The sequence below is a fragment of the Janthinobacterium sp. HH106 genome (assembly GCF_001758725.1).
Classification (GTDB): domain Bacteria; phylum Pseudomonadota; class Gammaproteobacteria; order Burkholderiales; family Burkholderiaceae_D; genus Janthinobacterium.
Map to the genome: position 1 here is coordinate 12,222 of NZ_LRIC01000036.1, position 21,778 is coordinate 33,999.

A 21,778-nucleotide genomic window follows, 5' to 3' on the forward strand; every position below is an offset into this window, starting at 1 on the left:
AGCCAACGCCAGCCAGGTTGCCCGGGCTGGTTTTGCATCATACGCCCTTGATCAGGGTCAAAAAGCCGGCCGGCATACGGGTTAATACGTATCGCCGGCAACTATTTTTCGCCATCAGGCGCATGGAATCAGACCCGTTCCAGCACCAGCGCGATGCCCTGGCCCACGCCGATGCACATCGTACAGAGCGCATAGCGCCCGCCCGTGCGATGCAGCTGGTTGACGGCCGTCATGGCCAGGCGCGCACCGGACGCGCCCAGCGGGTGACCGAGGGCGATGGCGCCGCCGTTCGGGTTGACGCGCGGATCGTCGTCGGGCACACCCAGCTGGCGCAGCACGGCCAGGCCCTGGGCGGCAAACGCTTCGTTGAGTTCGATGACGTCGAAGTCGGCCAGGCTCAAACCCGTCATGGCCAGCACTTTCAGGGTGGCGGGCGCGGGGCCGATGCCCATGATGCGCGGCGCCACGCCGGCCGTGGCCATGGCCACGACACGGGCGCGCGGCGTCAAGCCAAAGCGGGCCGCGTTTGCCTCGTCGGCCAGCAGCAGGGCCGCCGCGCCATCGTTGACGCCGGATGCGTTGCCGGCCGTAATCGTACCGTCCGCGCGCACGACGGGTTTCAGTTTGGCCAGGGTGTCCAGCGTGGTGGCGCGCGGATGCTCGTCGCGGGCGACGACGATGGGATCGCCCTTCTTCTGTGCAATGCTGACGGGGCAGATTTCGCTGTCGAACACGCCAGCCTGCTGCGCCGCCAGGGCCTTGACCTGGCTGGCCAGGGCAAACGCATCCTGGTCCGCGCGGCTGATGCCGAAGTCGCTGGCCACGTTTTCCGCCGTTTCCGGCATCGAATCGACGCCGTACTGCGCCTTCATCAGCGGATTGATGAAGCGCCAGCCGATGGTCGTGTCCTCCATTTTCATGCCGCGCGAAAAGGCGCTGTCGGCCTTGCCCATGACGAACGGCGCGCGGCTCATGCTTTCCACGCCGCCGGCGACCAGCAAGCCCGCTTCGCCGCTCTTGATGAAACGGGCAGCGCTGCCGATGGCGTCCAGGCCCGAGCCGCACAGGCGGTTCAGGGTGGCGCCCGGCACGCTGTCGGGCAATCCCGCCAGCAAGGCGGCCATACGCGCCACGTTGCGGTTGTCCTCGCCCGCCTGGTTGGCGCAGCCGTACAGCACGTCCGTGACGGCCGTCCAGTCCACATTGGGGTTGCGCGCCATCAAGGCGCGGATGGGCACGGCGCCCAGGTCGTCGGCGCGCACGCCGGACAGGCCGCCGCCGTAGCGGCCGAAGGGCGTACGCTGGGCGTCGCAGATGTATGCGTGGGTCATGTTCTTTCCTCCAAGAAAGTGTATTGATGGTGAGTTAGCGCGCGTCCGTCAGCGGCACGGCCGTCAAGGCTTGTAACTGTTCAAAACTCAGGCCATCGGCCAGTTCGACGACGGTGGCGCCGGCGGGTCCCAGGTCGAACACGGCCAAGTCGCTGTAGATGCGGCTCACGCACCCGATGCCCGTCAGCGGATAGCTGCAGGCCTGCACCAGCTTGCTTTCACCGCCCTTGGTCAGCAATTCCATCATGACCCAGGTTTTTTTCGCGCCGATGGCCAGGTCCATGGCCCCGCCCACGGCGGGGATGGCGTCGGGCGCGCCCGTGTGCCAGTTGGCCAGGTCGCCCGTGGCGGACACTTGAAACGCGCCCAGCACGCAGATGTCCAGGTGGCCGCCGCGCATCATGGCGAAGCTGTCGGCGTGGTGAAAATAGCTGCCGCCCGCCAGCAGGGTGACGGGCTGCTTGCCCGCGTTGATCAGGTCGTAATCTTCCTCGCCCGGTGCGGGCGCGGGGCCCATGCCGATCACCCCGTTTTCGCTGTGCAGGATGATCTCCGCGCCGGCCGGCAAGTGGTTCGCCACCAGGGTCGGCAAGCCGATGCCCAGGTTCACGACGGCGCCTTCATGGATGTCGGCCGCCACGCGGGCCGCCATTTGATCTCGATTCCATTTATTCATGTTGATTTTCCTCAGGCTGCTTTGAAGCCGGCGGGGCCGGTGGCCGTGCGCGGCACTTGCACGATGCGCTGCACGAACAGGCCCGGCGTGATGACGTGTTCGGGGTCGATGCTGCCCAAGTCAAGCACCTCGTGCACGGAAGCAATGCTGACCTTGGCGGCCATGGCCATGATGGGACCGAAGTTACGCGCCGTCTTGCGGTAGGTCAGGTTGCCCCAGCGGTCGCCCTGCTCCGCCTTGATCAGGGCGAAGTCGGCGTGGATGGGCGACTCGAACACATACATGCGCCCGTCGATCTCGCGCGTTTCCTTGCCCTTGGCCAAGTCCGTGCCATAACCGGTGGGCGTAAAAAAGCCGCCGATGCCGGCGCCGGCGGCGCGGATGCGCTCGGCCAGGTTGCCCTGCGGCACCAATTCCAGCTCCAGCTTGCCCGCGCGGTACAGGGCGTCGAAGACGTGGGAATCGGCCTGGCGCGGGAACGAGCAGATGATCTTGCGCACCTGCCCGTTTTTCAGCAGGGCAGCCAGGCCCGTGTCGCCATTGCCCGCATTGTTGTTGACGATGACGAGATCGCGCGCGCCCTGGGCGATCAGGCCGTCGATCAGCTCGGCCGGCTGGCCCGCGCCGCCGAAGCCGCCAATCATGACGGTGGCGCCATCGTGGATATCGGCCAGCGCATATAGGACGCTGGAACGCAGTTTGTCGATCATTGCGGTCTCCTCCCAATCAAACTCATTAGTCATTTGTTCGTATATCGAACAAATATTCGCATTTAGAACTTATTCGTGAGAATATGCCTGATCGGGGCGCTTGTCAATTTGCCGTTTTCGCCAGCGCCATGGCTATAATTGCCACCTTGCCCCATTGGAATTGCCATGACCGCACGCAGCCGCACCTCCCTTTCCACCGAAGAAACCGTCGATGCCGACGGCGCGCCGCGTCCCGGCGACAGCTATGTGCAATCGTTCGCGCGGGGCCTGGCCGTGCTGCGCAGCTTTGGCGCGGAGGCGCCGCAACAGACCTTGAGCGAAGTGGCGGAACGGGCGCAGCTGACGCGCGCGGGCGCGCGGCGCATCCTGCACACCTTGCTGCATCTCGGTTACGTGGAAGCGGATGGACGGCTGTTCCGTTTGACGCCCAAGGTGCTCGACCTCGGTTACGCCTATCTGTCATCCTTGCCCGTGTGGACGCAGGCACAGCCGCTGCTGGAAGAATTGATGCAGACCTTGCGCCAGTCGTGCTCGGCCACCGTGCTCGACGGCGACGACATCGTGTATGTCGTGCGCCTGTCCGCGCACCGCACCATGTCGATCAACCTGGGCATCGGCAGCCGCCTGCCCGCCTACTGCACCTCGATGGGCAGAGTGTTGCTGTCGGGCCTGGCGCCCGACGCGTTGCGCGAACGGCTGTCGAAGATGGCGCTGCTGAAGATCACGCCGGCGACCAAGGTCGATATCGATGTCTTGATGGAAGAGATTGCGCAAGTGCGGCGCCAGGGCTGGTGCCTGGTGCAGGAAGAGCTGGAACAGGGCCTGATCGCCCTGGCCGCGCCCGTGTTCGACCGGGCCGGCAAGGTGGTGGCGGCGATCAACGTCAGCGGCCAGACGGCGGGGCCGTCCGTGGCGCACCTGCTGGAACACAGCCTGCCGAAACTGCTCGACACGGCCCGCCGGGTCAGCGCCCTGGTGCGGGTGCAGCAGTGATTATTTCCTGAATTTGGCGCACAAGTCCGGGCGCGGCTGCGCCGGCATCGTTTGCGTCAGGTCGAACGTGCCCTGGTAGCCGGCGACGCCCTGTTCCAGGTAGCCGATGCTGCGCAGGTTCAGTTGCGGGTCGGCCAGCTTCAGCCAGCGGGGCACGCCGATATCCTTGCGCACATGCGCATTGCCGGCGATCAACACCACGTCGCGCGGCGCCTGGTCGCGGATCAGCTTGGCCATCCAGATATCGCGCGCCACCTGGGCGTTGACGACACCGTTGATCATCATGTCGGGCAGCATATTGCAGCGGGCCGCCTGGGCTTCCTTCTTTTGCCCTTCCAGAATATCGGCCGGCACGGGCGCGGCCAGGTACGTGGCGACCATGGCGGGCGGCATGGACCACTGGATACCGTCGCGCACGATGCGCGAGGCATCGGCCGGCGACAGGTTGCCGGCGACCAGGGTCAGCTGGTAGCTGATGACGAGGTCCAGCACGGGCCGGTACAAGCTCCAGTCCCAGCGCGGCTGTTCCATCACGCGGATGATGCAGTCGGGGTCGGCGCATTCGCGCGCGGCGCGCGTCAGCAAGGCCTGGTTTTCGCGGTCGAACTGCTCCATGACGATCACGGGACGCCAGCCGGCCGCCAGCCGGCGCTGCAATTCCGCGACCCTCAGGCGATGGCCTTGCGCATTGTCATGCACTTCGCCGAGCAGCAGCACTTGCGGATTGGGCAAGGTGTCGGCCACGGGCGCGGGAGGGGGCGGGGCTTCCTTCTTCAGCAAGCCGCCGCAGGCGGACAGCGCCAGCACGCTGCACAGCAGGGCGGCGCGCGCGCCGGCGCGGAAAATCACGGTCTTCATGTAAGCAGTATCCAGAGTGGCGATGCGCCAGATTGTACCGTCTCAGGCCGGCGCGGGTGCCTTGCGCCGCTCCAGCACTTCAAAGAGAAGCATGCCGGCCAGCATGGCGCCGGCAAACAACCACGCCTTCGGCTGGCCGGCCAGCAACGACACGAGGGCGGGACCGGGACAGAAACCGGCGAGGCCCCAGCCCGCGCCAAAGGCCAGGCTGCCCAGCAGCAAACGCCGGTCGATCCGGCGCGCCGCGGGCAATTGCATGGGCTCGCCCAGCAATGACTTGCTGCGCCGCCGCGCCAGCCAGAAGGCCGGCAAGGCCACGCCGATGGCGCCGCCCATCACCAGCGCCAGCGATGGGTCCCAGGCACCGGCCAGGTCGAGGAAACCGAGCACCTTGGCCGGGTTGGCCATGCCGGAGACGATCAGGCCCAGTCCAAAGACGAGGCCGCTCAACAGGGAAAGGATGAGCTTGCTCATAGGTGACGCAACAGATACACGGTGAGGAAACCGGCCGCCATGAAGGCACACGTGGCCGCCAATGAACGCGGTGACAGACGCGACAGGCCGCACACGCCGTGGCCGCTGGTGCAGCCGGCGCCGTAGCGCACGCCCACGCCCACCAGCAAGCCCGCCGCGATCAGGGCCGGCGTACCGCCGTCGATCTGCACGGGCGGCAAGGCTCGCCACAACTGCCACAGCAGGGGCGTGCCGATCAGGCCGGCGAGAAAGGCGATGCGCCAGCCCAGGTCGCCACTGCGCGGGCGCAGCAAGCCGCCGACGATGCCGCTGATGCCGGCGATGCGGCCATTGAACAAGATCAATAGTGCCGCCGCCAGACCGATCAGCATGCCGCCGGCCAGCGCGGCCCATGGCGTGAAGTGCGGCCAGTCGATAGTCATGGCAGGATCAGTCGGCTTCGTCGTTGAACGGGGCGCGCGGCGCGCAAAATTGCGCGTACAGCACTTGCAGCACGGCCAGCACGGGCGCGCTGGCGACGCGGTAATAGATCTGCTTGCCGTCGCGCCGCGTGGCCACCAGCATCTCTTCGCGCAGCACGCCCAGCTGCTGCGACAGGGTCGGCTGGCCGATGCCCACTTTTTGCTCGAGGTCGCTGACGCAATGCTCGCCCTGCGATAGCTGGCACAGCAGCATCAACCGGTCGGCATTGCCCATGGCCTTGAGCAGCGAGCTGGCCTTGTAGGCCGAACCCCGCATGGCGTCGAGGTTGTATTCGGCGTGTTGTGTTGCGACTGTCTCCATCGTGCCCTCCCACAGGCGGTCATATTGAATAGCGTGCGATAAACAATATACTAATCAATATATTGTTTTCCTGCTGGCGATTCGCACAAAAAAACAACAGTGTTTTTCGGCGATAGCGTGCTTATGCAAAGTGTGCGGCAGCGATCATGCTTACGCTATCAAAATGACAAATATTCGTAATAAAGAGGAAATAAGCGTATCAAAAATGTCACGATCTATGCTGTAATGGGAGAACAGCAGAAAAATCATGATACGCCCCCGTACAGGCGAATTGTCCGTCCATGCGCTAGCCGGTTTCGGCTGCGCCGCGCGGTGAACAACAGGGAGAGCACGATGAGAATCTATCAGCCGTTATGCGTGGCCTTGCTGGCGCTGTCGGCCAGCACGGGGAGCATGGCGGCAGTCAGCGACACGACGGCCGGCAAGCAGGAAGCCGGCGAACGCGTGACGATCGATGAAAGCATCAGCTTGAATAACAATCCTGGCTGGGAAACGCCGGACTTGCCGTATGCACGCCTGCTGGCCAGCAGCACCACGACGGCGGCACCGCACTGGAGCAGCAGTGGCGCGCGCCATGCGGCCCTGGCACCGCCCAGGCCCATGACGGCCGCGACCGCACAGCAAACCAGCGTACCGGCCGCCGTGCCGGAAGCGAGCATGTACTCGATGCTGCTGGTGGGATTGGGCCTGGTGGCCTTGAGCCTGCACGGCGAAAAACAGGAAAAATTCGACAACTGACGGCGCCTGCGCTGGCAAGTGCGCTGCTGCAAAACATTCCGCCTGGTGCGGAATGTTTTTTGATGGCGTCCTCATTTATCGAGCAGGCGGCAGACCCGTTCGATATTCCCCACCGGAATGCCCGACTTCAGGGCGCGCGCGATGCAGCCCGCCTTGTCCGGGCCCGAGGCGGAAATGAGCACGAAGGCCGTCACCACCGCGCTGATGGCGACGAGCACGATCAAGACGCCCTTGACGATATCCCAGTTCATGGCGTCTCAACAATGTCATACGTAAAATCATAATAATGCTTGTCCTCCTCGATGCGGATGACCAGGCTGCCGGTGAGTCCTTGCAACTGGCCCGTGCCCGTATCGGGCACCACCGTCACGGACAAGGCGGGCGCGCCGCGCGTCATGCTGCCGCTGTGCTGCAAATAAAAACTGCCGTGGCGCCCGTCCAAAGTGCCTTCCACCCGTTCCAGCGCCACATAGCCTGCCGAACCGGTCACGCTGGCACGCGCGCTGAGCATCTCGCCCTGCGCGCTGGCGTCGAGGGCGCCGTGGTAGCGCTTGGCTAGCGACAAGCGTCCCAGCCCCGACTGCGTGGCCGTGTCAGACAAGGCTTCCGGACGGATGATGACGTCGAATGTCCCTGAAATGCAAGGCATCAGTGCTCCTTGGTAAATGAGGATATGGCTGCCGCATCCGCTCCGTTCAGCAGCGCATATAATTTTTGCATGGTGGCCCAGTTGCGCGAGGTGACGCCGTCGCCCAGCAGCACACCCAGCGCCGCCACCACCTTGCTGGCCAGCACGCCATCGGGACACCAGGCATACGCGGCCCAGCGGCCCAGCGCCAGCGCTTCGGGCTGCCACGACTGCTGCAGGAGCGGCGTCAGGCGCTGCACGTCGGCCGGATTGTTCAGCACCAAGGTCAGCAGGCGTGCCGCATCGGTCGCCGGCGCCAGGGTGTTTTGTTCGACCAGTTCGGCAAACTGGCTGGCCGACAGCACCGTCACCCTGGCCGCCACGCCCAGTTTCAGCACCAGCGCTTCCTCGATGCGGGCAGCGGCCTCGGCCGGCGCCACCGCCCCCCCGTCATACACGACGTTGCCGCTGTTGAGTACCGTACGCACCTGCGCAAAACCGAGGTCGCCCAGCAGCTTGCGCAGGTCGGCCATGGCCACGCGCTTGGCGCGACCCACATTGATCCCGCGCAAAAGCGCCACTTGCTGACTGTTTTCTATCTGTGCCATGTCATCTCCTTGACTATGCCTGGCTGCTGGTGCTTTCCGGCAACGGCGTCACCGTGGGCAAGCGCAGCAGGAACGTCGCGCCCTGCCCCAAGGTGCTGCTGACCGTGATGGTGCCGCCAAACTGCTTGGCAATCAAGTTGAACACGATATTCAAGCCCAGTCCCGTGCCGCCCTGCCCGCGCCGCGTGGTGACAAACGGATCGAACACGCGGTCGAGCATGTCGGGCGCGATGCCGCGGCCGTTGTCGCGCACCTGCATGGCGATCGCGTCGCCGTCGCGGCGCACGCCGATATGGATATTGCCCGCCGTGTCCGCATCGAAGGCGTGCTCGACGCAGTTCAAGACCAGGTTGGTCAGCACCTGCGCCAGCGCACCCGGATAGCTGTCGAGCATGATGTCAGGCGGGCAATCGATATCGATGCTGATGCGCGTCTTTTTCAGGGTCGGCTGCAGGCTCGAGATCACCTCGCCGATATAGTCGCGCAATTCAAACAAACGGCGCGCCTCGCTGACCTGGTCGACGGCGATCTGCTTGAAGCTGTGGATCAGGTGTGCGGCCCGGTAGGCATTGTTCATGATCAGCCGCGCGCTTTCGCCGGCCGTTTCCAGGTAGCGCACGATGTCGGTCTTCTTCACGCTGCCGCCAGCCACCGCCGCGCTGATGTTATCGGTGGCTTCCTTCAGCACCGAAGCGCTGGTCAGCGCGATGCCGACCGGGGTGTTGATTTCATGCGCCACGCCGGCCACCAGGCTGCCCAGCGAGGCCAGGCGTTCCGACTGCAGCAACGATTCCTGCGCGCGGCGCAGCTCGTCCATGGCCTGCGCCGTTGCCTGCTGCGAACGGCGCGCCATGTCTTCCGCCTCGCGGCTGCCTTCGATGATGGACTTGAGCTTGCGCTGCACGGCATTGAAGCCGCGGATCACGTCGCCCAGTTCGTCGCGCCGGCTTTCCGGCAGCTCTTCGACCTCGTCGCTGCCGCGCGTGGCCAGGTCGAACAAGCCGTCGCGTAACTGCTTCAGGGGGTCGAAGACGATGCGCAGGCTCAGCGCCAGGGCGCCCACGAGGATGATGTCAAGCAGCAACACTTCCAGTACCTTGCGCCGCACTTCGCTGCGCAAGGCCGCATCGATCTGCGCGCGGCTGAAATTGACGATGACCTTGCCGACGATCACCGGCTTGCCGCCCGAGGCCGCCGCCACGGCGTCGCGGAACACCAGCGGCGCCTCGACGGGCGTGCCGCCCATGGCCACGTCCGCCTCAAGCGGCACCAGCGTGCCGGCCGCGTCGCGCACTTCGCCGGCGAACAAACCGACCGAGGCGTCATAGACGCGGATGCCGACCAGTTCCGGCGGCAGCATTTCGGCCGCCACGATGCTGTCGACCTTGGATTTGTCGAGGTCCCACAGGGCGGACGGCAAGCTGGTCTGCAAGCGCGTGAGCACGCCGCTGCGCAGGCGCGCGCTGCCCGATTCGAGTTCCTTGCTCAAGGTATATTGGGTATAGCTGCCGGAAATGCCCAGCACCAAGGTGACGATCACGACAAAAAGCAGGGTCAGCCGGACTTGGATACTCACCATCAATCAACACTCCCCGGGCCAGGCCAGCCGCCAGCCCGCGGCGCGGGCGCAGATACGTCAGCAATGCAAGGGCCTGATTCAAATGTACGGTATGACATGCTTATTGGCAAGATTTACAGCATTCCCAGTTTCGATAGAGACTTTGATGCAGGTTGAGACATTGCGTCATGGCAATGGTAATATCCCGCAATCATCTAAGGAGTCGTCATGGCGGTCACGCATCAACATCTACCCCTGGAACAAGTTCGTCCCGGCATGATCTTGTCGGATGTCTTGCTCGATGCGCATGGACAAGTGCTGTTGCCGCAAGGCGCGGTATTGACGGAAAACATGCTGGCTCTGATGCCCCGCCACAACATCGACATGCTGCCGATCCAGGCGCCGCCCCCGTCGCCGGAAGAAATCGCCGCGCAGCAGGCGGCCGACAGCGAACGGCTGGCCTACCTGTTCCGCAAGCATGACCCGGACGATCCCCTCGATGCGGCCACCACCTTGCTGCGCAACTATGTCACGGCTTACCGCCTGGGCACGGGAGAGGCCGCATGAGCATCCAGCTGACGCTCGACGATATCGTCGCCCACCTCGATGACCTGCCTTCGCTGCCCGCCGTCGTCATGGAACTGCTCAACAGCATAGACCAGGAAGACGTCGATATTTCCGTGCTGGCCAAAAAAGTGTCGTATGACCAGGCGCTGACGGCAAAAACCCTGCGCCTGGCCAACTCATCGCACTATGGCCTGCAAGTGAAGGCCACCACCATCCAGCAGGCGATCACTTACCTGGGCTTCCAGACCACGCGCAGCCTGATCACCTCGGCCGCCATCACGGGCTGCTTCCCGGAAGGCCGCTGCCCCGGTTTCGACGACAAGGCCTTCTGGCGCCATTCGGTGGCGACGGCCGCCTGCGCCAAAGTGCTGGCGCGGCAGATCCGTTTCAACCAGGATTACGCATTCACGGCTGGCTTGCTGCACAACATCGGACGGCTGGTGCTGGTCAGCAGCTTTCCCGCGCACTACGCGCAAGTCATCGCACACCAGGCCGCGCACGATTGCAGCCTGCTCGAAGCGGAGCAGGCCGTGCTGGGCGTGGACCACGTGCAGGCGGCCGTGGCCCTGGCCGAACACTGGAATTTTTCCGACACCATGCGCCTGGCGCTGGGCAACTACCTGCAGCCGGAAGCGCCGGGGGCAGGCTTTCTCGCGTCGCTGATCCACGTGGCCCATGCGATTGTCTGCGCGCTCGACCTGGCGCAGGCAGGCGACGACATGGTGCCGCGCGTCTCGCCGGTGGCCTGGGATGCGCTGGGCCTGGGCGAAGACGCGTATCTGCAGCTGTTCCGCGAAACGGAACTGCGCTACGACGAAATCACCTCGGCACTGCTGAGCTAATCAAGATCCTCACAAGGCCACAAACGCAAACGGCTCTCGCTGCGAAGCGAAAGCCGTTATCGGTACTGCGATACATCCATGTTACCCGGTCCATGCTGCCCGGTCCACGCCAGCCTGTTGCCGCCAGCAGCTACGCAAGCGGCACAGTCAGCGCGCAACCGCCACATCAGTGCGCGTAATTCGATTCTTGCGCATCACCGCGGTCTTCCGCTTTTGGACGGCCCTGGGCGTCGGACAGACGATACTTGGTGCGGCGGTCGCCCATCAAGTCGCGCAGGTCGCGGATGCTCATGCCCGTCACTTCGTGCATGCGGATCAGCAGCGAGGCGCCGACCGGCAAGCGGTGGTGGCGGATCTTGCTGATGACCGGTGGCGCCACTTCAAGCAGGCGCGACAGGGCTGCATCATTCTTCAGCTGCATCTTGCTCAGCAGAATATCCAGCAGGTGGTTCGGGTTGTAACTCTCTTGCGATGCTAATGCATGATGTGCCATGATTTTTCCTCGTCTGGTGAATGTAGAAAATAATGCCGATATGAACTTAAGGCTGGCTTAGAGTGTTTAAATAAACGTCCTTCCAACTGATTCAGCCTTCCCCGCCTTTTTCCTTATCGCACTGCCCGCACAGGACTCGCACAGCCACGCCCGGCCAACGTACGCAACTTGCCGCGTGAGTAAAAGCACTGCAACCCACCAAAATGAATTGCATATAAGACAATATACTAGTCCAAACACGCAGCATCTGCGCCTCGCGCAAACTTCCTGATTGTTAAATATCAATCAATCTGCTGGTTGGCTTGGCAACGATGCTATTTCAACACATTAGGATGCCAGCGGGCGCACACAAGGCTTTGCAGCAACTTGTTACAAATCAATGGTGCCGTACAGCAATAAATGCTTTTCAGCATCGCCGTTCCGGGCGCCTTGTTCACACCGCAACCTTGCCGGCAAGATCAGCACGACATGGCCCGTGCCGGCGATTTACGCTAAACTATGGCCTGAACTTGCAGCGAGCCTGCCACCGGGCAGCCAGAGGCGCCCGGCCGGTCATCCACCGCGCCCAACCCTGAGCGGCCCCCTGCGCCGCAGCATCCTGCCCACCCATCTTGTTTGCCGCCACATTTACCGATAAGCGCCCGACTCCATGCAGAAAAAAGTATTCATTAAAACCTTCGGCTGCCAGATGAACGAGTATGACTCGGACAAGATGGCCGACGTGCTGGGCGCCTCCGATGGCCTGGTGCGCACCGACACGCCGGAAGACGCCGACGTCATCCTGCTCAACACCTGCTCCGTGCGCGAAAAGGCGCAGGAAAAAGTGTTTTCCGACCTGGGCCGTCTGCGCGAGCTGAAACTGGCCAAGCCGCACCTCCTGATCGGCGTGGGCGGCTGCGTGGCCTCGCAGGAAGGCGACGCCATCGTCAAGCGCGCGCCGTATGTCGACATGGTGTTCGGCCCGCAAACCCTGCACCGCCTGCCGCAGATGATCGAACTGCGCCGCGCCAGCGGCGATGCGCAAGTGGACATCAGCTTCCCGGAAATCGAAAAGTTCGACCACATGCCGCCGGCCAAGGTGGAAGGCGCTTCGGCGTTCGTCTCCATCATGGAAGGCTGCAGCAAATATTGCAGCTACTGCGTCGTGCCCTACACGCGCGGCGAGGAAGTGTCGCGCCGCTTCGAGGACGTGCTGACGGAGGTGGCGGGCCTGGCCGCCCAGGGCGTCAAGGAAATCACCCTGCTGGGGCAAAACGTGAATGCCTACCGGGGCGCGATGGAAGGCGGCGAGATCGCCGACTTCGCCCTGCTGCTCGAATACGTGGCCGACATTCCCGGCATCGAACGCATGCGCTTCGTCACCAGCCACCCGAAGGAATTCACGCAGCGCCTGATCGACGCCTACGCGAAGATCCCGCAACTGGTCGACCACCTGTACCTGCCCGCGCAGCACGGTTCCGACAAGATCCTCGGCGCCATGAAGCGCGGCTACACGGGCCTCGAATACAAGTCCATCATCCGCCGCATCCGCGCCGTGCGCCCGAACATGGCCATTTCGTCCGACTTCATCGTGGGCTTTCCTGGCGAGACGCAGGCCGACTTCGACGCCATGATGAAGCTGATCGCGGACGTGGGCTTCGACAACAGCTACAGCTTCATCTTCAGCAAGCGCCCCGGCACGCCGGCCGCCAGCCTGGAAGATGACACGCCGCACGAGATCAAGCTGGCCCGGCTGCAGCAGCTGCAGGCGGCCATCGACGCCAATACGCGCAAATACAGCCTGGTCATGGTGGGCACGGTGCAAACCATCGTCGTCGAAGGCCGCTCCAAAAAGGATACAGACGATAGCGAGCTGCAAGGCCGCACCGAGAACAACCGCGTGGTCAATTTCGACGCCGGCCCGGACGGTTTGCAATTGATCGGCCAGCTGGTCGACGTGCGCATCACCGAAAGCCACTCCTACACCCTGCGCGGCGAACTTGTCGCCAGCGCCCCTGCATTGAAAAGAGCCAGTTGAAAACCAAAGCCCCGATACAGCCGCATTACTTCATCCCCGAGCCGCTCGACAACACGCGCCTGGCGCATTTGTGCGGACCGCTCGATGAAAACCTGCGCCAGATTTCCGCCGCCCTCGACGTGACGATTTTCCGCCGCGGCGAGAAATTCATCGTCGGCGGCAGCAACGCCGAGCGCGCCGTGGAAATCCTCGAACAGTTCTACGCCATCGCCAACAAGGTCGTGCCGCTGGAAGAAGTGCAACTGGCCCTGGTGGAACAGCGCGCGGGCCTGTCCGCCGCCTCGGAACACCACGCCAACGCGCCTGCCAGCACTTTTGTGGAACCGGACATCGCCAGCCCCGTGCTGAAAACGCGGCGCTCCGACCTGCGCGGACGCACGCCGCACCAGATCGCCTATTTGCGCGACATCCTCGAGCACGACATCAGCTTCGGCGTGGGTCCGGCCGGCACGGGCAAGACCTACCTGGCCGTCGCCTGCGCCGTCGACGCGCTCGAGCGCGACGCCGTCAAGCGCATCATCCTGACGCGCCCCGCCGTCGAAGCGGGCGAGCGCCTGGGCTTTTTGCCGGGCGACCTGGCGCAAAAGGTCGACCCCTACCTGCGCCCCCTGTACGACGCGCTGTACGATTTGCTGGGCTTTGACCGCACGCAGAAGCTGTTTGAAAAACAGGTGATCGAGATCGCCCCGCTGGCCTACATGCGCGGGCGCACCCTGAACCACGCGTTTGTCATCCTCGACGAGGCGCAAAACACCACCGTCGAACAGATGAAGATGTTTTTGACGCGCATCGGCTTCGGCAGCAAGGCCGTGGTGACGGGCGACGTGACGCAGGTCGACCTGCACAAGAGCCAGACAAGCGGCCTGATCGACGCCGTGCACGTATTGAAAGACGTGCGCGGCATCGGCTTCACGCAATTTAACAGCACCGACGTGGTACGCCATCCGCTTGTCGCGCGCATCGTCGACGCTTATGAAACGGCGCAGGCGGCCAATGCCGACGCCGCCCACCTGCCCTCCTTATTGAAACCAGCCGCCGCCAAAAATGTCCGAAAAAAATAAACTGTCCTTGTCCGTGCAATACCCGGATGCCCGTCTGGAAACCCTGATCACGCGCCCGAAAGTGCGCCGCTGGGTCAAGGCGGCCCTGTTCGCCCCGGCCGAATTCACCATCCGCTTCGTCGACGCAGAAGAAGGCCGCAGCCTGAACCGCGACTACCGCGAAAAGGACTACGCCACCAACGTGCTGACCTTCGCCTACAACGAAGGCGAAGAATTAAGCGACGACGAGCCGACGCGCGCCGACATCATCCTGTGCACGGACGTGCTGGAAAAGGAAGCGGCCGAGCAAAAGAAGAGCGTGGAAGAACACACGGCCCATCTGATCGTGCACGGCGTGCTGCATGCGCAGGGCTACGACCACATGGATGACGAGGAAGCTAGCGAAATGGAAGGGCTGGAGACGGAGATCCTGGCCAAACTCGGCATTGCCGATCCGTACGCGGACCCAAAATAAACCGCGCAGATTGGGGCGGTCGGTAGGTCGGGTAGGTCGGGTTAGCCCGCAGGGCGTAAGCCGACAACATCCGTCAACGTAACCGGAGCACCACAGTGTCAGATTACGCTGCGCTAATCTGACCTACGTACAAATAGCGCCAACGCGCGCACACAAGGACATACTATGGGCACTTGGGCCACTGACGCCTTCGGCAACGACTACGCCATGGATTGGGCGCAGGATTTGCACGAATATAAAACACTGGAACTGGTCGAGACGACGCTCGACAACGTCATCGACAGCACGGAAGCGGAACTGGAAGCGCCGTTCGCCGCCGAGGCGCTGGCCGCGCTGGAAGTGATCGCACGCCTGCTGGGCAAGCCGGGCGAGGACGACCCGGCCACGGCCGAGGTTGACGAATGGGTGGCCGCCTGCAGGAAGAAGGTCACGCCGCCGCTGCTGGAAAAGGCGCGCCTGGCCTTCGACAAGATTACGGCCGAAGCGTCGGAACTGCGCCAGCTGTGGCAGGACAGCGAACACTTTGCCGACTGGCAGGCCGACGTGGCGCACTTGCGCGCGCGCGTGCTGGGCCCGGAAGCGGCGTAAAAGATCGCGCAACGGCGCACTTCAACGTATTAAATTTGCATCAAAAGCGGGGAAATCCGGTATTCCCCCACTTTTGGTGTATCCTATATCCCTTCGCAACAACGGCTCACGCCTCCTATGCCCGAGCACCCTAGTGGCGTCAGAACTGACGTCAAGCCCCACCGGTCACTGTTTGAACGCCTGACCGCACTCATTTCCCCCGAGCCAGAGAACCGTGCAGAATTGCTCGAAGTTCTACACGATGCGCATGAACGCAAGCTGATCGACGCCGACGCCCTGTCGATGATCGAAGGCGTGTTCCAGGTGTCGGATCTCTGTGCGCGCGACATCATGATTCCCCGTTCGCAAATGGATGTCATCGACATCAGCAAGCCGATCGAGGAATGGATGCCGGAAGTCCTGTCCACCGCCCACTCGCGCTTCCCCGCGATCGAAGGCGAGCGCGACAAGGTCATCGGCATCCTGCTGGCGAAAGACTTGCTGCGTTATTACGCAGAAGAAACTTTCGACGTGCGTGACATGCTGCGCCCCGCCATCTTCATCCCCGAATCGAAACGCCTGAATGTGCTGCTGCGCGATTTCCGCGCCAACCACAATCACATGGCCATCGTCGTCGATGAATACAGCGGCGTCGCCGGCCTGATCACCATCGAAGACGTGCTGGAACAGATCGTCGGCGATATCGAGGACGAATACGACTTCGACGAAGCCGAGGACAATATCCTCTCGCTCAAGGAAGGCCAGTTCGGCCCCCGCTGGAGGGTCAAGGCGCTGACCGAGATCGAACAGTTCAACGAAGAAGTGGGCAGCCACCTGGTCGACGACGACGTCGACACCATCGGCGGCCTCGTGTCGAAGTACCTGGGCCGCATGGCGCACAAGGGCGACATCTTCGACTTGGGCAATTTGCGCTTCGAGGTGCTGCGCGCCGATGCGCGCCAGGTGCACGTGCTGCTCGTCGAGCGCCTGCCCAATGTGCCGGAACTGGAACTCTGACATGCGCGTGCTGTAAATGCGTTTCAGACGCGCCGACCCCAACGCCCCCGCCAAACCGCCCCGCAGCACCTGGGCGCGCATGCTGACTGCCGCCGTCGCCGGCGCCGTCGCCGTGCTGGCGTTCGCCCCTTTCGGCTACTGGCCGCTGCAAATCCTCAGCCTGGGCGTGCTGTTCTACCAGGTGCTGCGCGCGGCAAACGTCAAGGCCGGTGCACTGATCGGCTGGGCCTACGGCTTCGGCTGGTGCGCGGCCGGCACGCACTGGCTGTACATCTCGATGCACCGCTATGGCGACATGGCCGCGCCGATCGCCGCCATCGCCGTGGCCTTGCTGGCCCTCTTGATGGCCATCTACGTGGCCCTGGCCATGGGCGTGGCCGCCTGGCTGCGCCAGCGCTGGGTGCTGTCCCTGCCCGCCATGACCTTGCTGGTGCTGCCCGCCACGTGGACCTTGTTCGAATGGACGCGCGGCTGGCTGTTTACGGGTTTCCCGTGGCTGGCCACCGGCTATGCCCACAATACCAGCCCGCTGGGCGGCTTTGCCCCCATCGTCGGATCGTACGGCCTGGGCTGGCTGGCGGCGCTGTCGGCCGGCGCCCTGCTGCTGCTAATCCACCCCTTGCACCGCACGCGCTGGAGCGCGCTGGGCGGCGTCATCGCCCTGTACGCGGCCGGCGTTGGCTTGCAATACGTGAACTGGACCCACCCGGTCGGGCGCCCCATCACCGTGCGCCTGTTGCAGGGCAATGTGCCGCAGCAGCAGAAATTCGACCCCGGCTTCGTGCTGGGCGCCCTGCAGATGTACCAGAGCGCCATCACCAGCGCGCCGGCCGACCTGATCGCCACGCCGGAAACGGCCGTCACCGTGCTGCCGCACCAGCTGCCGCCCGGCTATCTCGATAGCCTGGCGACGTATTCACAGCAGACGGGCAGCACGATCCTGGTCGGCATGCCCGTGCTCGACGAGCAACAGCGCTTCTACAATGCGGCCGTGGGGATTTCCCCCAACGGCGCGGGCGGTCCCTACTACCAGTACCGCAAGCACCATCTGGTGCCGTTCGGCGAATTCGTGCCGCCCGGCCTGCACTGGTTCGTCGCCATGATGGCCATCCCGCTGGGCGACATGGGCCGCGGCGCCGAGGTGCAGGCGCCGCTGCAGGTACGCGACCAGCTGGTGCTGCCGAATATCTGCTACGAAGACTTGTTTGGCGAGGAAATCGCCGGCCAGCTGGCCAGCGCCCACCGCCACGGCAAGCAGTCGGCGTCCGTGCTGCTCAATATCTCGAACCTGGCCTGGTTCGGTGACTCGATCGCCATCCCCCAGCATCTGCAGATTTCGCAGATGCGCAGCCTGGAAACGGGCCGCCCCATGCTGCGCTCGACGAACACGGGCGCCACCGCCGTCATCGACGGCAAGGGCGTGGTGCAAAGCCTGCTGCCGCCGGAACAGCAAGCCACGCTGGCGGCCAAGGTGCAGGGCATGGGCGGCATGACACCATACATTCTGTACGGCAACAAACTGGTGCTGGCCCTGGCCGCGCTGGCCCTGCTGACGGCCTTCCTGCTGTCGCGCGCAGCCCGCCGTGGCCGCGCCGCGCAGCAATAAGCGGCCGATATTGCCCGAAGAGTCACAGTGGGCCCGTAAAAACCGCTAAAATTAGCAAAACCCCGGCCCGGACGCGCTTGTTAGCGGCGTGCGGGCTTCAAGCAAACCTTAACAGCGCGCAGTCTCCCGCGCGGCGAACTCATACGATGCTCACATTTCAACAAATTATCCTGACCTTGCAAACCTATTGGGACAAGCAAGGTTGCGCCCTGCTCCAGCCTTACGACATGGAAGTCGGCGCCGGCACCTTCCACACCGGTACCTTCCTGCGCGCGATCGGCCCGGAACCGTGGCGCGCCGCGTATGTGCAGCCGTCGCGCCGCCCGAAAGATGGCCGCTATGGCGAAAACCCGAACCGCATGCAGCACTACTACCAGTATCAGGTCGTGTTGAAGCCGGCGCCGGAAAACATCCTCGACCTGTATCTGGGTTCGCTGGCCGCGCTGGGCCTGGACCTGAAGCAGAATGACGTGCGCTTCGTCGAAGACGACTGGGAAAGCCCGACCCTGGGCGCCTGGGGCCTGGGCTGGGAAGTCTGGCTGAACGGCATGGAAGTGACCCAATTTACCTACTTCCAGCAAGTGGGCGGCCTCGATTGCAAGCCCGTGCTGGGCGAGATCACCTACGGCATCGAACGCCTGGCCATGTATCTGCAGGGCGTGGAAAACGTGTATGACCTGGTGTGGACAGAGTGGGAAGAAAACGGTATTACGAAAAAACTGACCTACGGCGACGTCTTCCACCAGAACGAGGTGGAGCAATCGACCTACAACTTCGAGCACGCGAACACGGACCTGCTGTTCGAACAGTTCGGCAACTACGAAGCGGAAGCGAAGCGCCTGATCGAACTGCAACTGACCCTGCCCGCCTACGAGAAGATCATGAAGGCCTCGCACAGCTTCAATATGCTCGACGCGCGCGGCGCCATCTCGGTGACGGAACGCGCCGCCTACATCGGCCGCGTGCGCACCCTGTCGCGCCTGGTGGCGCAAGCGTATTACGACTCGCGCGAGCGCCTCGGTTTCCCGATGCTGCCCGCCGCAGACCAAGCCGCCGCCTAATTCGAGCCTCTACACCGCCGTACCTGACAAGAACACCATGAACCAAACACTGCTCATCGAACTGCTGACCGAAGAACTGCCGCCGAAAGCGCTGGCCAAACTGGGCGCCGCCTTCACGGCCGGTATCGTCAACGGCCTGAAATCGCGCGACTTCCTGGAAGCCGACAGCGTCGCCACCAGCTACGCCTCGCCGCGCCGCCTGGCCGTCTCCATTACCAACGTGCGCGAAGTCTCGCCCGACAAATCGATCCGCGAAAAAGTCCTGCCCGTCTCCGTGGCGCTGGACGCGAACGGCAACGGCACGCCGCCGCTGGCCAAGAAACTGGCCGCGCTGGGCTTCCCCGATCTGACGGTGGCCGAGCTGGAACGCGCCGCCGACGGCAAGGCGGAAAGCTTCTTCTACACCTACACGGCGCCGGGCAGCCAGCTCGCCACGGGTGCGCAGGCCGCATTGACGGAATCGGCCGCCAAGCTGCCGATTCCAAAACTGATGAGCTATCAGCGTCCGGACGGCACCACCGTGCAGTTCGTGCGCCCGGCCCACAGCCTGATCGCCCTGCACGGCATCAATATCCTGCCGTTGACCCTGCTGGGCTTGACGGCCGGCCGCACCACCCTGGGCCACCGCTTCCTCACCGACGGCGAACCGATCATCATCGCGCACGCGGAAAACTATGCGCCGTCGCTGATTCTCAACGCCAGCGTCATTGCCAGCAACGAGGAACGCAAGGAGCGCATCCGCGCCCAGCTGCTGGACAAGGCCGGCGCCGACCAGGTGCTGATGCCCGAAGCGCTGCTCGATGAAGTCACGGCCCTGGTCGAATGGCCGGTCGTGTATGAGTGCCACTTCGAGGAAGAATTCCTGGCCGTGCCGCAGGAATGCCTGATCCTCACGATGCAGACGAACCAGAAATACTTCGCGCTGACCGACAGCGAAGGCAAGCTGCGCTCGCGCTTTTTGATCGTCTCGAACATCGAGACGGACACGCCCGAGCACATCATCGGCGGCAACGAGCGCGTCGTGCGCCCGCGCCTGTCCGACGCCAAGTTCTTCTTCGAGCAGGACAAGAAGAAGACCTTGGCATCGCGTCTGCCGCTGCTGGCCAACGTCGTCTACCACAACAAGCTGGGCACGCAAGCGGCCCGCACAGAGCGCGTCAAGTCGCTGGCCGGCGCCATCGCCGCCAAGCTGGGCTACGACGTGGCGCTGGCCGAACGCGGCGCCCTGCTGGCCAAGGCCGATCTGCTGACCGACATGGTGGGCGAATTCCCCGAACTGCAAGGCATCATGGGCACGTACTACGCGCGCCATGACGGCGAACCGGAAGAAGTGGCGCTGGCCGCCTCCGAACACTACCAGCCGCGCTTTGCCGGCGACAGCCTGCCGTCCACCGCCACCGGCACCGCCGTGGCCCTGGCCGACAAGCTCGAAACCCTGGTCGGCATCTGGGCCATCGGCCTGGCGCCGACGGGCGACAAGGACCCGTTCGCGCTGCGCCGCCACGCCCTGGGCGTGCTGCGCATGCTGCTGGAAAAACGCCTGCCATTGTCGATCCAGGGCTTGCTGGCGGACGCCGCCGCGCAGTTCGCGTCGGTGCCCGGCTTCAAGGACCCCGTCGCGGATGTGACCACCTTCATGCTGGACCGCCTGCGCGGCATCCTGCGCGAGCGCGGTTTCTCGCCGAATGAAATCGAAGCCGTCGTGGCGCAGAATCCCGACCGCCTGGACGACATCGTGCAGCGCCTGGAAGCCGTGCAGGCGTTTGCCGCGCTGCCGGAAAGCGCCTCGCTGGCAGCGGCCAACAAGCGCATCACGAACATCCTGAAAAAGAACGAGGAAGCCGTGAGCCAGGTCGCCGCCGGTGGCGTCAACGTGGCGCTGCTGCAGGACGAGGCGGAGAAAAAACTGGCCGCCGCCGTCTCGCGCGTGCAGCCGGAAGTCGACGCGGCCTTTGCCAAGGGCGACTTCACCAGCACCCTGCAAACCCTGGCGCAGCTGCGCGATGACGTCGATGGCTTCTTCAACGACGTGATGGTGATGGCCGAGGATGTCGCCCTGCGCAACAACCGCCTGGCCTTGCTGTCGTCCTTGCACGGCATGATGAACCGCGTGGCCGACATTTCCAAGCTGGCGGCATAATGGGCACTCCGGCGCTGAAACTGATTATTCTCGACCGCGACGGCGTCATTAATCATGACTCGCCGGACTTCATCAAGTCGCCGGCCGAATGGCTGCCCATCCCCGGTTCGCTCGAAGCGATAGCCCGCCTGAACCAGGCCGGCTATCGCGTCGTAGTCGCCTCGAACCAGTCCGGCATCGCGCGCGAATACTTCGACATGACGGTGCTCAACGCGATCCACCAGAAGATGCACACCCTGGCGCAGCAGGTGGGCGCCGATATCGACGCCATCTTCTTTTGCCCGCATGCGGGCGCGGACAATTGCGACTGCCGCAAGCCGAAACCGGGCATGTTCCATGAAATCTCGCAGCGTTACAACACCAGCCTGCGAGGCGTGCCCACCGTTGGCGATTCGCTGCGCGACCTGCAGGCCGGCTTCATCAGCGGCTGCGTGCCCTACCTGGTCTTGACGGGCAAGGGCGAAAAAACCAACGAGACGGGTGGCCTGCCGCCCGGCACCCAGGTCTTCCCCGACCTGGCCGCCGTCGTGAACCACCTGCTCAAGGCGCCCGCCGCACCGGCGCCCACCGTGGCATTCAGTATCTAATCTTCGGAG

The 21,778-nt window shown here is 63.9% G+C and carries 25 protein-coding genes; 13 read left to right on the top strand and 12 right to left on the bottom strand.

Going from position 1 to position 21,778, the window contains the following annotated elements:
* Positions 1-128 precede the first annotated feature (128 nt).
* Genes pcaF through JAB8_RS15005 form a run of 3 tightly spaced genes read right to left on the bottom strand, consistent with a single transcriptional unit; the run spans position 129 to position 2,717 of the window.
* Entirely contained in the window at positions 129-1,331 is a 1,203-nt protein-coding gene (gene pcaF, locus JAB8_RS14995; RefSeq protein ID WP_070290427.1) for a 3-oxoadipyl-CoA thiolase, read from the bottom strand.
* A 34-nt stretch (positions 1,332-1,365) separates the two neighbouring features.
* Positions 1,366-2,007 carry a 3-oxoacid CoA-transferase subunit B gene (locus tag JAB8_RS15000; protein WP_070290428.1) on the bottom strand — a complete coding sequence of 214 codons (642 nt, stop codon included), beginning with the start codon at positions 2,005-2,007 and terminating at the stop codon, positions 1,366-1,368.
* Between the two features lie 11 nt (positions 2,008-2,018).
* Positions 2,019-2,717, bottom strand: a complete 699-nt coding sequence (locus JAB8_RS15005) for a 3-oxoacid CoA-transferase subunit A (RefSeq protein WP_070290430.1) — start codon at positions 2,715-2,717, stop codon at positions 2,019-2,021.
* Between the two features lie 165 nt (positions 2,718-2,882).
* Between JAB8_RS15005 and JAB8_RS15010 the strand changes: the two genes are divergently transcribed.
* Positions 2,883-3,710, top strand: a complete 828-nt coding sequence (locus JAB8_RS15010; protein WP_083287744.1) for an IclR family transcriptional regulator C-terminal domain-containing protein — start codon at positions 2,883-2,885, stop codon at positions 3,708-3,710.
* Here JAB8_RS15010 and JAB8_RS15015 read toward each other — a convergent pair whose 3' ends face one another.
* Genes JAB8_RS15015 through JAB8_RS15030 form a run of 4 tightly spaced genes read right to left on the bottom strand, consistent with a single transcriptional unit; the run spans position 3,711 to position 5,825 of the window.
* Positions 3,711-4,568, bottom strand: coding sequence for a ChaN family lipoprotein (locus JAB8_RS15015; RefSeq protein WP_070290432.1), 858 nt, complete (start codon positions 4,566-4,568; stop codon positions 3,711-3,713).
* 42 nt (positions 4,569-4,610) lie between these two features.
* Entirely contained in the window at positions 4,611-5,042 is a 432-nt protein-coding gene (locus JAB8_RS15020; RefSeq protein WP_070290434.1) for a YeeE/YedE family protein, read from the bottom strand.
* The gene (locus JAB8_RS15025; protein ID WP_070290436.1) at positions 5,039-5,464 is read right to left on the bottom strand and encodes a YeeE/YedE family protein; all 426 of its coding nucleotides are present in this window, start codon (positions 5,462-5,464) and stop codon (positions 5,039-5,041) included. The genes JAB8_RS15020 and JAB8_RS15025 overlap by 4 nt, the downstream gene beginning before the upstream one ends.
* Before the next feature lie 7 nt (positions 5,465-5,471).
* Positions 5,472-5,825 carry a metalloregulator ArsR/SmtB family transcription factor gene (locus JAB8_RS15030; protein WP_034746789.1) on the bottom strand — a complete coding sequence of 118 codons (354 nt, stop codon included), beginning with the start codon at positions 5,823-5,825 and terminating at the stop codon, positions 5,472-5,474.
* Between the two features lie 333 nt (positions 5,826-6,158).
* Here JAB8_RS15030 and JAB8_RS15035 point away from each other — a divergent pair, with 333 nt between their 5' ends.
* Positions 6,159-6,563, top strand: coding sequence for a PEP-CTERM sorting domain-containing protein (locus JAB8_RS15035; RefSeq protein ID WP_139143058.1), 405 nt, complete (start codon positions 6,159-6,161; stop codon positions 6,561-6,563).
* Between the two features lie 71 nt (positions 6,564-6,634).
* On the opposite strand, the gene JAB8_RS15040 is transcribed toward JAB8_RS15035, so the two are convergent.
* From JAB8_RS15040 to JAB8_RS15055, 4 genes are read right to left on the bottom strand one after another with little or no spacing between them, the layout of a single operon-like run.
* Positions 6,635-6,814 carry a hypothetical protein gene (locus JAB8_RS15040; protein WP_070220996.1) on the bottom strand — a complete coding sequence of 60 codons (180 nt, stop codon included), beginning with the start codon at positions 6,812-6,814 and terminating at the stop codon, positions 6,635-6,637.
* Positions 6,811-7,212: a DUF3224 domain-containing protein gene (locus JAB8_RS15045; protein ID WP_070290440.1), complete on the bottom strand. Its 402-nt coding sequence runs from the start codon at positions 7,210-7,212 to the stop codon at positions 6,811-6,813. The genes JAB8_RS15040 and JAB8_RS15045 overlap by 4 nt, the downstream gene beginning before the upstream one ends.
* Positions 7,212-7,799, bottom strand: coding sequence for a DUF1697 domain-containing protein (locus tag JAB8_RS15050; RefSeq protein ID WP_070290442.1), 588 nt, complete (start codon positions 7,797-7,799; stop codon positions 7,212-7,214). The genes JAB8_RS15045 and JAB8_RS15050 overlap by 1 nt, the downstream gene beginning before the upstream one ends.
* A gap of 13 nt (positions 7,800-7,812) precedes the next feature.
* Positions 7,813-9,378 (bottom strand): HAMP domain-containing sensor histidine kinase, encoded by a 1,566-nt coding sequence (locus JAB8_RS15055; RefSeq protein ID WP_070290444.1) that lies wholly within the window; start codon positions 9,376-9,378, stop codon positions 7,813-7,815.
* 207 nt (positions 9,379-9,585) lie between these two features.
* Between JAB8_RS15055 and JAB8_RS15060 the strand changes: the two genes are divergently transcribed.
* The gene (locus tag JAB8_RS15060; protein WP_070221004.1) at positions 9,586-9,924 is read left to right on the top strand and encodes a hypothetical protein; all 339 of its coding nucleotides are present in this window, start codon (positions 9,586-9,588) and stop codon (positions 9,922-9,924) included.
* Complete coding sequence (locus JAB8_RS15065) at positions 9,921-10,766, top strand: HDOD domain-containing protein (protein WP_070290447.1); 846 nt, start codon at positions 9,921-9,923, stop codon at positions 10,764-10,766. The genes JAB8_RS15060 and JAB8_RS15065 overlap by 4 nt, the downstream gene beginning before the upstream one ends.
* 166 nt (positions 10,767-10,932) lie before the next feature.
* Here JAB8_RS15065 and JAB8_RS15070 read toward each other — a convergent pair whose 3' ends face one another.
* Positions 10,933-11,259, bottom strand: coding sequence for a hypothetical protein (locus JAB8_RS15070; RefSeq protein ID WP_034746769.1), 327 nt, complete (start codon positions 11,257-11,259; stop codon positions 10,933-10,935).
* Between the two features lie 649 nt (positions 11,260-11,908).
* Here JAB8_RS15070 and miaB point away from each other — a divergent pair.
* From miaB to gmhB, 9 genes are all read left to right on the top strand, one after another.
* Positions 11,909-13,276 (top strand): tRNA (N6-isopentenyl adenosine(37)-C2)-methylthiotransferase MiaB, encoded by a 1,368-nt coding sequence (miaB, locus tag JAB8_RS15075; RefSeq protein ID WP_070290450.1) that lies wholly within the window; start codon positions 11,909-11,911, stop codon positions 13,274-13,276.
* Positions 13,273-14,337 carry a PhoH family protein gene (locus JAB8_RS15080; protein WP_034746759.1) on the top strand — a complete coding sequence of 355 codons (1,065 nt, stop codon included), beginning with the start codon at positions 13,273-13,275 and terminating at the stop codon, positions 14,335-14,337. Before miaB ends, JAB8_RS15080 begins: the two co-directional genes overlap by 4 nt.
* Entirely contained in the window at positions 14,321-14,791 is a 471-nt protein-coding gene (gene ybeY, locus JAB8_RS15085) for an rRNA maturation RNase YbeY (protein WP_070290452.1), read from the top strand. Before JAB8_RS15080 ends, ybeY begins: the two co-directional genes overlap by 17 nt.
* 165 nt (positions 14,792-14,956) lie before the next feature.
* On the top strand, positions 14,957-15,379 hold the full coding sequence (locus JAB8_RS15090) for a DUF4259 domain-containing protein (protein ID WP_070290454.1): 423 nt from the start codon (positions 14,957-14,959) through the stop codon (positions 15,377-15,379).
* Positions 15,380-15,496: 117 nt separating this feature from the next.
* Positions 15,497-16,375, top strand: a complete 879-nt coding sequence (locus JAB8_RS15095) for a transporter associated domain-containing protein (RefSeq protein ID WP_034746750.1) — start codon at positions 15,497-15,499, stop codon at positions 16,373-16,375.
* 16 nt (positions 16,376-16,391) lie between these two features.
* The gene (gene lnt, locus JAB8_RS15100; protein WP_070290457.1) at positions 16,392-17,981 is read left to right on the top strand and encodes an apolipoprotein N-acyltransferase; all 1,590 of its coding nucleotides are present in this window, start codon (positions 16,392-16,394) and stop codon (positions 17,979-17,981) included.
* Positions 17,982-18,127: 146 nt separating this feature from the next.
* Positions 18,128-19,042 (top strand): glycine--tRNA ligase subunit alpha, encoded by a 915-nt coding sequence (gene glyQ, locus JAB8_RS15105; protein ID WP_070290459.1) that lies wholly within the window; start codon positions 18,128-18,130, stop codon positions 19,040-19,042.
* Between the two features lie 37 nt (positions 19,043-19,079).
* Positions 19,080-21,182 carry a glycine--tRNA ligase subunit beta gene (gene glyS, locus JAB8_RS15110; RefSeq protein WP_070290461.1) on the top strand — a complete coding sequence of 701 codons (2,103 nt, stop codon included), beginning with the start codon at positions 19,080-19,082 and terminating at the stop codon, positions 21,180-21,182.
* The gene (gmhB, locus tag JAB8_RS15115; protein WP_083287342.1) at positions 21,182-21,769 is read left to right on the top strand and encodes a D-glycero-beta-D-manno-heptose 1,7-bisphosphate 7-phosphatase; all 588 of its coding nucleotides are present in this window, start codon (positions 21,182-21,184) and stop codon (positions 21,767-21,769) included. The genes glyS and gmhB overlap by 1 nt, the downstream gene beginning before the upstream one ends.
* Positions 21,770-21,778: the final 9 nt, after the last annotated feature.

Excerpts from the sequence above, each read along its gene's own strand:
- pcaF (WP_070290427.1), bottom strand. The coding sequence starts at position 1,331 with ATGACCCACGCATACATCTGCGACGCCCAGCGTACGCCCTTCGGCCGC.
- JAB8_RS15000 (WP_070290428.1), bottom strand. The coding sequence starts at position 2,007 with ATGAATAAATGGAATCGAGATCAAATGGCGGCCCGCGTGGCGGCCGAC.
- JAB8_RS15005 (WP_070290430.1), bottom strand. The coding sequence starts at position 2,717 with ATGATCGACAAACTGCGTTCCAGCGTCCTATATGCGCTGGCCGATATC.
- JAB8_RS15010 (WP_083287744.1), top strand. The coding sequence starts at position 2,883 with ATGACCGCACGCAGCCGCACCTCCCTTTCCACCGAAGAAACCGTCGAT.
- JAB8_RS15015 (WP_070290432.1), bottom strand. The coding sequence starts at position 4,568 with ATGAAGACCGTGATTTTCCGCGCCGGCGCGCGCGCCGCCCTGCTGTGC.
- JAB8_RS15020 (WP_070290434.1), bottom strand. The coding sequence starts at position 5,042 with ATGAGCAAGCTCATCCTTTCCCTGTTGAGCGGCCTCGTCTTTGGACTG.
- JAB8_RS15025 (WP_070290436.1), bottom strand. The coding sequence starts at position 5,464 with ATGACTATCGACTGGCCGCACTTCACGCCATGGGCCGCGCTGGCCGGC.
- JAB8_RS15030 (WP_034746789.1), bottom strand. The coding sequence starts at position 5,825 with ATGGAGACAGTCGCAACACAACACGCCGAATACAACCTCGACGCCATG.
- JAB8_RS15035 (WP_139143058.1), top strand. The coding sequence starts at position 6,159 with ATGAGAATCTATCAGCCGTTATGCGTGGCCTTGCTGGCGCTGTCGGCC.
- JAB8_RS15040 (WP_070220996.1), bottom strand. The coding sequence starts at position 6,814 with ATGAACTGGGATATCGTCAAGGGCGTCTTGATCGTGCTCGTCGCCATC.
- JAB8_RS15045 (WP_070290440.1), bottom strand. The coding sequence starts at position 7,212 with ATGCCTTGCATTTCAGGGACATTCGACGTCATCATCCGTCCGGAAGCC.
- JAB8_RS15050 (WP_070290442.1), bottom strand. The coding sequence starts at position 7,799 with ATGGCACAGATAGAAAACAGTCAGCAAGTGGCGCTTTTGCGCGGGATC.
- JAB8_RS15055 (WP_070290444.1), bottom strand. The coding sequence starts at position 9,378 with ATGGTGAGTATCCAAGTCCGGCTGACCCTGCTTTTTGTCGTGATCGTC.
- JAB8_RS15060 (WP_070221004.1), top strand. The coding sequence starts at position 9,586 with ATGGCGGTCACGCATCAACATCTACCCCTGGAACAAGTTCGTCCCGGC.
- JAB8_RS15065 (WP_070290447.1), top strand. The coding sequence starts at position 9,921 with ATGAGCATCCAGCTGACGCTCGACGATATCGTCGCCCACCTCGATGAC.
- JAB8_RS15070 (WP_034746769.1), bottom strand. The coding sequence starts at position 11,259 with ATGGCACATCATGCATTAGCATCGCAAGAGAGTTACAACCCGAACCAC.
- miaB (WP_070290450.1), top strand. The coding sequence starts at position 11,909 with ATGCAGAAAAAAGTATTCATTAAAACCTTCGGCTGCCAGATGAACGAG.
- ybeY (WP_070290452.1), top strand. The coding sequence starts at position 14,321 with ATGTCCGAAAAAAATAAACTGTCCTTGTCCGTGCAATACCCGGATGCC.
- JAB8_RS15090 (WP_070290454.1), top strand. The coding sequence starts at position 14,957 with ATGGGCACTTGGGCCACTGACGCCTTCGGCAACGACTACGCCATGGAT.
- JAB8_RS15095 (WP_034746750.1), top strand. The coding sequence starts at position 15,497 with ATGCCCGAGCACCCTAGTGGCGTCAGAACTGACGTCAAGCCCCACCGG.
- lnt (WP_070290457.1), top strand. The coding sequence starts at position 16,392 with ATGCGTTTCAGACGCGCCGACCCCAACGCCCCCGCCAAACCGCCCCGC.
- glyQ (WP_070290459.1), top strand. The coding sequence starts at position 18,128 with ATGCTCACATTTCAACAAATTATCCTGACCTTGCAAACCTATTGGGAC.
- glyS (WP_070290461.1), top strand. The coding sequence starts at position 19,080 with ATGAACCAAACACTGCTCATCGAACTGCTGACCGAAGAACTGCCGCCG.
- gmhB (WP_083287342.1), top strand. The coding sequence starts at position 21,182 with ATGGGCACTCCGGCGCTGAAACTGATTATTCTCGACCGCGACGGCGTC.